This is a genomic window from Streptomyces sp. NPDC060205 (assembly GCF_042728395.1).
GTDB lineage: Bacteria > Actinomycetota > Actinomycetes > Streptomycetales > Streptomycetaceae > Streptomyces.
Map to the genome: position 1 here is coordinate 1 of NZ_JBHWZP010000307.1, position 10,758 is coordinate 10,758.

Below are 10,758 nucleotides of genomic sequence, written 5' to 3' on the forward strand. Positions count from 1 at the left end.
CCTCAAAAACGGGGCTGCGCCCCAGTTTTTGCCCCTTCAGGGGCGCGGGGAACGGCGCAATCTTTTGTCTTCAGGGGCGCGGGGAACTGCGCGACAAGCCCCCACCGGAGCCGCACCGTACGTCCGGCCCCCAGTGGGCGGTCAAGCCACCGCGCTCAGCGTGTCCGCGGGGCGGCGGCGGTGGGCGGCGCGGGATGCGGGGAGCGCGGCCAGCGCCGCCGCGCCCAGGACCGCCGCCGTTGCGAAGAGCGCCAGGAGCGCCGGCGACGGCCCCTGCGCAACCCCCGCACCGATCCCGCTCGACCGCCCCTGCGCGTCGATCAGCCAGTGCGCGAGCGGCACCCCCAGCGCCGTACCCACGACGACCGCCGCCAGCGCAGTGCACCCCATGGCCGTCACCGTGATCGCGGTGATCTGCCGCGGGGTCAGCCCGATCGCCTTCAGCGCCAGCAGATCCCGCTCGCCCTCACGGACCGTCCCGCCGATCGCCGTGAGCAGTTCGATGAGGCCGATCAGGGCCAGCACGGCGATGAGCCCCACGACGACCCCGCGCAGCGGCGAGAGCCCGTCGGCCGGGTTCGGCACGGCGTGCGCGCTGAGGTCGCCGTGCGCGGCCTGGGTCAGCTCGGCGCCCACCCGCTGCGGGTCCGCGCCGGGACGCAGCTGGAGCTGGTAGAGCGCGGCTTCCAGCCCCGGGTCGTTCTCCCGGAGGGTGTCGAGGGAGGTGGAGATGACTCGGCCGCCGTTCTCGGGCTCGATGCTGCGTCCCACGATGTGCAGGATCTGCGGCTGCGCGCCGACCGTCATCCGCACCCAGTCCCCGACCCGTACGTCCAGCAGGTCGAGCAGCCCCTGCCCGGCCACCGCCTCGTCGGGGCCGCGCGCGGCACGCCCCTCGGCCAGCGCGAACGGATAGGGGTCCGCGCGGGTGCCGAGCCCGCGCAGCGCGATCGTGCCGGTCTGGCCCGGGACCAGCGCGGCCACCTCGACGCCCGGATGGACCGCGGCGACCTGCGGATTGCGGGCCAGCAGGGCCCGTACGTCCGGATCGCTCAGGGAAGTGTCGGCCCGTACCGTGAGCGCCGCCGCGAGGCCGATCCGGTCCGGGCTGTGCTGGAAGCGGTCGATGGTGGTCCAGGCGCTCATGGCCACGACGATCAGCAGCAGAGGCAGCGCGAGGCGGGCCACCGCGGCCAGCGAGCGCGGCCGGCGCGTGAACGCCTTGTGCCAGCCGAGGACCAGCGCCGACGGCAGCCGCAGCCCGAGCGCCCGGCGCGACAGAGCGGAAAGCCCGCCGCCGGGCGGTGCCCCGGCCCGCAGCCCCGGCACCGGAGGCACCTGTCCGGCGCGCCAGGCCGCGAGCCCGGTCGTCGCGGCGATGAACAGCACCGCGGCCAGGGGTACGCCGAGCAGTGCGGCCGTGTGTCCCGGCAGGCCCTGCCACACGCCGACGGCGTCCCCGAGGCGCCCCGGTGTCCGGCTGCCCAGGGCCTGGATGAGGGCTGCGGCGAGCACGGCGCCGAGGAGCGCGAACGCCACATGCTGGAGCAGGAAGATCCGTACCACCTGGGCCGGGGTGAACCCGATCGCCTTCAGGACCGAGATGTCCCGCAGATGGCCGCGGATCCGGGTGCCGATCGCGCCGTGCACGGCCAGCGCGGCGGCCAGCAGAGCGGCGAGGCCGAACAGTCCGAGGACCTGGCCGAGCAGCCGGTTGCCGCCCTGTGCCTCGGCCCGGGCCTGCTGCCAGTTGGAGACGTCGGTGACGGCCTTGGCGCCGAGGAGGGTGACGGCACGCTGGACGGCGTAGTCCGTGTCGTCGGGGTCGGTCAGCCGCAGTCCGGTCACCTGGCCGCCGTGTCCGTCGGTGCGCTGGACGGCGGCGGGCGGCGCCCAGACGAGGCCCGGCCGCTCACCGGGGCTGTAGCGGGGTTCGGGGCTGTCCGCGAGGCCCACCACGGTCAGCGTCCGGGCCGTGCCGGGCACGGTGAGCGTGTCCCCGGGCTCGGCCCACAGCGCCCGTGCGAGGCCGCTCTCCAGCACCACACCGTCCGGCACGGCCGGGTCGAGCCAGCGGCCGGAGGTGAGCAGCGGGCGGCCGGTGGCGGGCCGCTCCACGGTGCCGCGCAGCTCGACGGAGGCGCGGGTGCCGCGCGAGGCGAGGGTCGCGGCGGCGATGGGGTACGGGCCCGCGACGGACGCGACCCCGTCCAGCTCGGCGAGCCCGGCCGCGTCGGCGGAGGGGCCGGTGTGGATCCAGACGTGCGCGCCCTGTGACTGGGTGAAGACCCGCTGCCAGGGGTTGGTCGCGTACCCGAACAGCGCCGTGGCCAGCAGCAGCGAGGCGACGATCCCGGCGGTGGCGAGCACGATGAACAGCGCCTCGCCGCGATGCGAGCGCAGATCGGCGTGCGCCCAGCGCAGGGTGGCCCGCACGCCGCTCAGTCCCTCAGTTCGAGCACGCCGGATATCCCGGTGCCGCGGGCGGGCGCGGTGGCGAGTGCCGCGTCGTCGGCGATCCTGCCGTCGAAGAAGCTGATCACCCGGTCCGCGGCGCTCGCGAGCCGTGCGTCGTGCGTGACCAGCACGATCGTCTGGCCGCGCTGGTGGAACCGGGTCAGGAGCCGGGTCACCTCGCGGGTGCCCTTGCTGTCGAGGCTGCCCGCGGGCTCGTCGGCCAGCAGCAGCCGAGGGTGGTTGACCAGGGCGCGGGCCAGCGCGACCCGCTGCTGCTCACCGCCGGACAGCTCGCCGGGCATGCTGCGCTCCTTGCCGGCGAGACCCAGTTCGTCGAGGAGGAGTTCGCGCTCGGCGCGCGCCTGCCGGGGGGAGAGGCCGGCGAGCAGGGCGGGCAGTTCGACGTTGTCGGCGACGGACAGGTTCGAGACGAGGTTGAAGAACTGGAAGACGATGCCGATCCGGCGCCGGCGCTCGACCGCCCAGCGTGCCTCGCTGTAGGCGTCGGTGCACTCGCCGTCGAGCCACAGGCTCCCGGAGTCCGGTCGCTGGAGCCCGCCGAGCAGATGCAGCAGCGTCGACTTCCCGGCGCCCGAGGGCCCGGTGACGGCCACGAACTCGCCCTGCCGTACGGAGAGGTCCACGCCCCGTACGGCGTGCGCGGGGGCACCCTCGCCGTAGTGGGTCCTGACCAGGCCCTCGGCCCGCAGGAGCGGGGTGTCACCGGCGCGCGGCGAGGGGACGGGGTGACGGGACGCGACGCGGGGAGTGGCGCGGTTCATTCCAGCTCCTCCAGTTCCTCCTGGCAGCGTTCCAGCCAGTCGAGGTCGGCCTGCAGATGCAGCATGGCGCCCTCGATGAGCAGCTGGGAAATGCGGTTGTCCCGGCTCTCGGTCGCGGCGAGCTTCGACAGATTGCGCATGGTGTTCAGGTACTCGCGCCGTTGTTTGTTGATCAGGGCGATCTGGTCGGCCAGTCCGGTCCGCGGTGCCAGGGCGAGCTTCATGAAGAACTCGTCCCGTACGCGCGGCTCGTCCGCCGTCTCCTCGTACCAGGCGTGCAGTGCTTCACGTCCGGCGTCGGTGAGGTGGTAGATCTTCTTGTTGGGCCGGCTCGACTGCTCGACTTCCTCGCCCTCGATCAGTCCCGACTTCTCCAGGCGGCCGAGGGTCACGTAGATCTGGCCGACGTTCGGCTGAGGGTACGCGGCGCCCAGCAGTTGCTCAAGGTCCTGCTTGAGCTCGTACCCGTGGGCCGGACCGCGCGCCAGCAGGGCCAGGAGGGGCAGCCGCACTCGTGCTCTCCCCTTCCTCCGCCGTAGATCCTCATGAGGTGCCGCAAGCCCGCGCGTCCGGAGCGAATGTGCCGCGGGCTCTAGTATCGCCCATACCTAACGGGTATACATGGCCTCTGACTGCGGGCGAAGGTGCCCGGCAGCCGGGTGTACCAGGGAGGAACCTATGCGGTGGATCCATGCCGCCGGTAGGGGGCTCCTGGTCGCGGTGGTGGTTCTGACCGGTTACGTCGCCTCGGGCGTCCCGTCCGACGGGGCGCGCGGCGGCGGCCGGGGCCCGCTCACGCTGGCCACCGCCGGGGATCTCACCGGCTATCTGGGGCCGCTGCTGGACGGCTGGAACCGTGCGCATCCCGGCGAGCGGGTGACCCTCGTCGAACTCCCGGACTCCGCCGACGAGACCCACGCGCAGATGGCCACCGATCTGCGCGGCGACGACCGCAGCCGCTTCGACGTGCTGAACATCGACGTCGCCTGGACCTCGGAGTTCGCCGCCGCGGGCTGGATCTCCCCGCTGCCCGCGGGCCGCTTCCCGCTCGACGGCTTCCTGCCGCCGGTCGTGGACACCGCGACCTACGACGGACGGCTCTACGCGGTCCCGTACGTCACCAACGCGGGTCTGCTCCTCTACCGCAAGGACCTCCTCGACAAGGAGGGCGCCGCTCCGCCGCGCACCTGGGCCGAGCTGGAGGAACAGGCGAGATCGATCGCTCCGAAGTACGGACTCGACGGCTACGCCGGCCAGTTCCTGCCCTACGAGGGCCTCACCGTGAACGCGGCCGAGGCGGTCTACTCGGCGGGCGGCTCCATCCTCGGCGACGAGGGCGAACGGGTCACCGTCAACTCGGCGGCGGCCCGCGAGGGCATCGGGTTCCTCGCCCGTGGCGTGCGCGACGGCTGGATCCCCGAGAAGGCGCTGACGTACAAGGAGGAGGAGTCCAAGAAGGCCTTCCAGGACGGCCGGCTCCTGTTCCTGCGCAACTGGCCGTACGCCTATGTCGGCGCCTCCGCCAAGGGCTCGCCGGTCGCCGGGAAGATCGGCGCGGTGCCGCTGCCCGGGCCCGACGGACCGGGCGCGAGCGTGCTCGGGGGCTCCAACCTCGCGGTCAGCAGCCACGCCCGGCATCCCGACTCCGCCGCCCGGCTCATCGCCTACCTCACGAGCGAGCGGACCCAGCGTCAGGTGCTGACCAAGGGCGCGCTGCCGCCCGTGCGGGCCGCGCTGTACGAGGACCCGGAACTGATCCGGCGGTTCCCCTATCTGCCGACGCTCCGCGCGAGCGTCCTGGCCGCGGCGCCGCGCCCGAAGAGTCCGCGCTACGACCAGGTCAGCCTGGCCGTGCAGGCCGTGGTGCACGACGCGATGACCGGGCATCAGACGCCCGAGGCCGCGGTGCGGCGGCTGGCGCGCGAGCTGGCGGACATCTCGCGCCGCGGCTGAGCCCTCCCACGCCCGTTCCGGGCAGTTCATAGTTTCATGTTAGGTAACGCGCCCGTCTCATCTGCTGTTTTCCGGGCGGAAATGTGTGGACATAAGTCCCCAACCATCAATGCGGCCCCGTCTGCTCGTTGACACTCACGCGACATGCCTACTTAACATGTATGCATAACCGGAGTACGCACAGACGGGTCAACGGGTGACGATCGACATGCACCGCTGGTGGCGCGACGCAGTGATCTACCAGGTCTACGTCCGCAGCTTCCTCGACAGCACCGGGGACGGCATCGGCGACCTCGCCGGGGTACGCGCCGGGCTGCCGTACCTCAAGAAGCTCGGGGTCGACGGGATCTGGCTGAGCCCCTTCTATCCCTCACCGCAGCAGGACCACGGCTACGACGTGGCCGACTACTGCGACGTCGACCCGCTCTTCGGCGACCTCGGCGAGTTCGACCTGCTGATGACGGACGCCCGGCGGCTCGGCATCAAGGTGCTCCTCGACATAGTCCCCAACCACTGCTCCAGCGAGCACCCCTGGTTCCGGCAGGCGCTCGCCGGGGCACCGGGCGGCGAGGCCCGCGCCCGCTTCCACTTCGCCGACGGCCGCGGCCCCGGCGGGGCGCAGCCGCCCAACAACTGGTACGCCATGTTCGGCGGCCCCGCCTGGAGCCGGGTCACCGAGCCGGACGGCACGCCCGGCCAGTGGTACCTGCACATGTTCACGCCCGAGCAGCCCGACCTGAACTGGCGCAACCCCGAGGTCGGCGACCACTTCGACCACGTACTGCGCTTCTGGCTCGACCGGGGCGTGGACGGCTTCCGCGTCGACGTCGCCGCCGGCCTCTACAAGCACCCCGACCTGCCCGACTCGCCCGACCCGATGGCCGACGCCCGCACCCGGGACTCGGTCAACCCGCTGGCCTGGAACCAGCCCGAGGTGCACGGCGTCTGGCGGCACTGGCGGTCGGTGTGCGAGGAGTACACCGCCCGCGACGGCCGGGAGCGGCTGCTCGTCGGCGAGGTCTCCGTGCCCTCCGCCCGCGAACACGCCCACTACGTACGCCACGACGAACTGCACCAGGCCTTCTTCTTCGACCTGCTCAGCGCGTCCTGGAACGCCGACGCCTTCCGCAAGGTCATCTCGGAGGCCATGCAGGACATCGCGGGCACCGGCTCCACGGTCACCTGGGTCCTCAACAACCACGACCAGGTCCGCACGGTCACCCGCTACGGCGAACTGGGCTCCGACGGCAGCGGTCTGGGCGCCGCCCGCGCCCGCGCCGCCGCGCTGCTGATGCTGGCGCTGCCCGGCGCCGCGTACATCTACCAGGGGGAGGAGCTGGGGCTGCCCGAGGTCGTCGATCTGCCGGACGACGTGCTCACCGACCCGATCTACCGCCGTACCGGCAGCCGGGCCAGGGTCCGCGACGGCTGCCGGGTGCCCCTGCCGTGGTCGGGGCACGCCTCGCCGTTCGGTTTCACCACCGGCACCGAGAGCGCCAAACCGTGGCTGCCGCAGCCCGCCTACTTCGCCGAGTACGCCACCGACCGCGCCCTCGCCGACACCCGCTCCTTCTGGCACCTCTACCGCGACGGACTCCAACTGCGCGCCGGGATGCCCCAGCTGGGCGAAGGTCCGCTGCGCTGGCTGGACACCCCGCCCGGCGTCCTCGGCTTCGTCCGCGGCGACGGCCTGATCTGCGCCGTCAACTTCGGTACGTCACCGACGCCCGCGCCCGTCGCCGGCACCCCCCTGCTGGCCAGCGGCCCCTGCGCGCCCGGCGTCCTGCCCGGTTCGACGGCCGCCTGGTGGATCAGCGACTGCACCAACCCCTGAACCGACCGCGATCACCGCCCATCTCTCAAGTACCGCTCTCACGAAGGAACATCAACGATGATGCGACGACGTACGACCCTGCTCGCGAGCTGCACCGCCCTCGCCCTGTCCCTCGGTGCCACCGCGTGCGGAGGCGGCGGGCCCGTCTCGGCGGGCGGCGGCGACAAGCCGCTCAGCGGCCAGACGATCAACGTGGCCGGTGTCTGGTCCGGCAGCGAGCAGAAGAACTTCCAGAAGGTCCTGGACGCGTTCACCGAGAAGACCGGCGCCAGGACACAGTTCACCTCCACCGGCGACAACGTCTCCACGGTCGTCGGCAGCAAGATCGAGGGCGGCAACGCGCCCGACGTGGTGATGGTCCCGCAGGTCGGCGTCCTCCAGCAGTTCGCCGAGGAGGGCTGGCTCAAGCCGCTGTCCGAGACCGCCCGGAAGTCCGTCGACGCCAACTACGCCGACGTGTGGAAGAACTACGGCAGCGTCGACGGCAGCCTGTACGGCCTGTACTTCAAGGCCGCCCACAAGTCGACGGTCTGGTACAGCCCCGACGCCCTCGACGAGGCGGGTGTCGAGGCGCCGACGAGCTACGACGCGATGCTGGAGGCCGGGCGGACCGTCTCCGAGTCGGGCCTCGCGGCCTTCTCCGTCGCAGGTCAGGACGGCTGGACCCTCACCGACTGGTTCGAGAACGTCTACCTCTCGCAGGCGGGCCCCGAGAAGTACGACGCCCTCGCCGCCCACGAGATCAAGTGGACCGACCCGAGCGTGGTCGCCGCCCTCACCACCCTCGGCAAGCTCTTCAAGGACAAGGAGCTGATAGCCGGCGGCCAGAAGGGCGCCCTGAACACCGACTTCCCCGGCTCCGTCGAGAAGGTCTTCGGACCCGAGCCCGCCGCGGGCATGGTCTACGAGGGCGACTTCGTGGCCGGTGTCGCCAAGGACCAGTTCGGTAAGAAGATCGGCGAGGACGCGGACTTCTTCCCCTTCCCCGCGGTCGGCGACGGCAAGGCGCCCGTGGTCAGCGGCGGCGACGCGGCGGTCGTCCTGAAGGACGGCAAGAGCCCCAAGGCCGCCATGGCGTTCCTGGAATACCTCGCGACCCCCGAGGCGTCCGCGGTCTGGGCCGAGGTCGGCGGCTTCCTCTCCCCGAACAAGGAGCTCGATCTCGCCTCCTACGGCGACGACATCACCCGCGAGACCGCCAAGTCCCTGGTGGACGCCGGCGACTCGGTCCGCTTCGACATGTCGGACCAGGCCCCGGCCGCGTTCGGCGGCACCAAGGGCGCCGGCGAGTGGAAGCTCCTCCAGGACTTCCTGCGCGACCCGTCCGACCCGAAGGCGACCGCCGCGGCGCTGGAGAAGGCCGCCGCCAAGGCGTACCAGGACTGATCGCCATGACCGCCACAGACCTGACAGACCAGAAGGCCCCGGACCCGGACCCGGCGGAGACGGGTCCACCGTCCGCCGCGCAGGCCGACCGGGACCGCAGACGGCGCGCACGCCGCCGGGCCCGTGTCGTCGCCGTCGCGTTCGTCCTGCCCGCGCTGCTCCTGCTCGGCGCGCTCGTCGTCTACCCCGTGCTGTTCTCCGTCGGCCGCAGCTTCTTCGACGCCTCCGGCGACCGGTTCGTGGGCGGCGACAACTACACCGAGATGTTCCACGACCCCGCCACCATCAAGGCCGTCCGGAACACCGCCATCTGGGTCGTCATCGCGCCCACCCTGCTGACCGGCCTCGGCCTCGTCCTCGCCGTCCTCGTGGAGAAGGTGCGCTGGGCGACGGCGTTCAAGCTCCTGCTGTTCATGCCGATGGCCGTCTCCTTCCTCGCCGCCGGCATCATCTTCCGGCTCGCCTACGACGAGGACCCCGACAAGGGCGTCCTGAACGCGGCCGTCGTCTCCGTCCACGACGTCTTCAAGGGGGAGTCGTCCTACCCGACCGCCCGCGCCCGCGAGGGCCAGGGCCTCACGAAGGGCGCCGACGGCTCGTACGGTACGACCGCCGGGGTGTCCCCGGGCGAGAGCGTCGGGCTCGGCCTGGTCGGCGTGCGCGCCGAGGACCTTCCGGCGGACGCGCGGCCCGCGCTCCCGGCGGCGACGCGGAAGGCGTCCGCCGACGAACTGCGCGGTGTCGTCTACCTGGACTTCACGCGCGGCGGGGGAGGGAAGCAGGGCGAGGTCGACAGGGCCGAGAGCGGGCTGCCTGGCATGGCCGTCGAGGCGGTGCGCGACGGGAGGACCGTCGGGAGCGCCACCACCGCGGCCGACGGCTCCTTCCGCTTCGAGGGCCTCGACCCGGGCTCGTACACCGTGCGGCTGCCCGGTTCGAACTTCGCTCCGCCGTACGAGGGAATCTCCTGGCTGGGTCCGGCGCTCGTCACGCCCGCCATCATCGGCGCCTACCTGTGGATCTGGACCGGGTTCGCCATGGTGCTGATCGGGGCCGGGCTCGCCGCCCTGCCGCGTGACGCGCTGGAGGCGGCCCGGATGGACGGCGCCAACGAGTGGCAGATCTTCCGGCGGATCACCGTGCCGCTGCTCGCGCCCGTCCTCACCGTGGTCTTCGTGACCCTGGTGATCAACGTGATGAAGGTCTTCGACCTCGTCTACATCATCGCGCCGGGGCCCGTGCAGGAGGACGCCACCGTGCTCGCCACCCAGATGTGGCTGGTGTCCTTCGGCGGCGGCAACAACCAGGGCCTCGGCAGTGCGCTGGGCGTGCTGCTCCTGCTCCTGGTGATCCCCGCCATGGTCTTCAACGTCCGCCGCTTCCGAGGGAGTCAACGATGAACGCGCTCAGGCGGGGGCTCGGCAACAGCCTGGTCCAGGCGTTCCTGGTGGTGATCGGCCTGGTCTGGCTCACCCCGCTCGCCGGCCTTTTCCTGTCGTCGCTGCGGTCCTCCCAGGACACCGCGACGGGCGGCTGGTGGACCGTGCTGACCAGCCCCCGGCAGCTGTCCTTCGACAACTACTCGGCGCTGCTGGGCAATGCGGGGATGACGCGGGCGTTCTGGAACACCGTGCTGATCTCGGTGCCGACGACGTTCCTCGTCGTCGTCATCGCCGCGCTCGCCGGGTACGCGTTCGCGTGGCTGGACTTCCCCGGGCGGGACACCGTCTTCCTGGTCGTGGTCGCGCTGCTGGTGGTGCCCGTGCAGATCGGGCTGCTGCCGGTCGCCAAACTCTTCGGCGAACTGGGGCTGTTCGGCACGATTCCCGGGGTCATCCTCTTCCACGTCTCCTACGGGCTGCCGTTCGCTATCTTCCTGCTGCGGAACTACTTCGCGGAGATGCCGAAGGAGATGCTGGAGGCCGCGCGGATGGACGGGGGTTCGGAGTGGCGTATCTTCACTCGGCTCGTGTTGCCGGTGGGGCGGCCTGCGCTCGCCAGTCTCGCGATTTTCCAGTTCCTGTGGGTCTGGAACGACATGCTGGTCGCGCTGTTGTTCGCGGACAGTTCCGCGCAGCCTTTGACTGTTGAACTGCAGTCGCAGATACGGCAGTTCGGAAGCAATATCGATGTGCTCGCGCCGGGGGCGTTCTTGTCGCTGGTGGTGCCGGTGGTTGTCTTCTTCGCTTTTCAGCGGCACTTTGTGCAGGGGGTTATGGCGGGGTCGGTGAAGTAACGGGCTTTTCCTCGCCCCCGCCGCCCCTTCCCATTCCCGTCCACGCATGGGGGCTTCGCCCCCTCGCCCCCCTTTGCGCAGTTCCCCGCGCCCCTGGGTGGGTCTTTGGG

At 71.7% G+C, this 10,758-nt stretch carries 8 protein-coding genes; 5 read left to right on the forward strand and 3 right to left on the reverse strand.

What is annotated here, in order from left to right; translation table 11 throughout:
* Positions 1-141: 141 nt before the first annotated feature.
* The 3 genes from ACFWGJ_RS35455 to ACFWGJ_RS35465 are packed head-to-tail and all read right to left on the reverse strand — an operon-like array spanning position 142 to position 3,751.
* Positions 142-2,436 carry an ABC transporter permease gene (locus tag ACFWGJ_RS35455; protein WP_387332813.1) on the reverse strand — a complete coding sequence of 765 codons (2,295 nt, stop codon included), beginning with the start codon at positions 2,434-2,436 and terminating at the stop codon, positions 142-144.
* A 5-nt stretch (positions 2,437-2,441) separates the two neighbouring features.
* Positions 2,442-3,239: an ABC transporter ATP-binding protein gene (locus ACFWGJ_RS35460; protein ID WP_387332815.1), complete on the reverse strand. Its 798-nt coding sequence runs from the start codon at positions 3,237-3,239 to the stop codon at positions 2,442-2,444.
* Complete coding sequence (locus tag ACFWGJ_RS35465) at positions 3,236-3,751, reverse strand: PadR family transcriptional regulator (RefSeq protein ID WP_387332817.1); 516 nt, start codon at positions 3,749-3,751, stop codon at positions 3,236-3,238. The genes ACFWGJ_RS35460 and ACFWGJ_RS35465 overlap by 4 nt, the downstream gene beginning before the upstream one ends.
* A gap of 166 nt (positions 3,752-3,917) precedes the next feature.
* Here ACFWGJ_RS35465 and ACFWGJ_RS35470 point away from each other — a divergent pair, with 166 nt between their 5' ends.
* The 5 genes from ACFWGJ_RS35470 (at position 3,918) to ACFWGJ_RS35490 (ending at position 10,648) form a co-directional block, all read left to right on the forward strand.
* On the forward strand, positions 3,918-5,192 hold the full coding sequence (locus tag ACFWGJ_RS35470; RefSeq protein WP_387332819.1) for an ABC transporter substrate-binding protein: 1,275 nt from the start codon (positions 3,918-3,920) through the stop codon (positions 5,190-5,192).
* Positions 5,193-5,400: 208 nt separating this feature from the next.
* Complete coding sequence (locus tag ACFWGJ_RS35475; RefSeq protein ID WP_387332828.1) at positions 5,401-7,026, forward strand: alpha-amylase family glycosyl hydrolase; 1,626 nt, start codon at positions 5,401-5,403, stop codon at positions 7,024-7,026.
* Positions 7,027-7,083: 57 nt separating this feature from the next.
* On the forward strand, positions 7,084-8,412 hold the full coding sequence (locus ACFWGJ_RS35480) for an ABC transporter substrate-binding protein (RefSeq protein ID WP_387332821.1): 1,329 nt from the start codon (positions 7,084-7,086) through the stop codon (positions 8,410-8,412).
* 5 nt (positions 8,413-8,417) lie between these two features.
* A complete protein-coding gene (locus tag ACFWGJ_RS35485; RefSeq protein WP_387332824.1) occupies positions 8,418-9,812 on the forward strand; it encodes an ABC transporter permease subunit in 1,395 nt (464 codons plus the stop codon).
* The gene (locus ACFWGJ_RS35490; protein WP_387332826.1) at positions 9,809-10,648 is read left to right on the forward strand and encodes a carbohydrate ABC transporter permease; all 840 of its coding nucleotides are present in this window, start codon (positions 9,809-9,811) and stop codon (positions 10,646-10,648) included. The genes ACFWGJ_RS35485 and ACFWGJ_RS35490 overlap by 4 nt, the downstream gene beginning before the upstream one ends.
* The last annotated feature ends 110 nt before the right edge of the window (positions 10,649-10,758 follow it).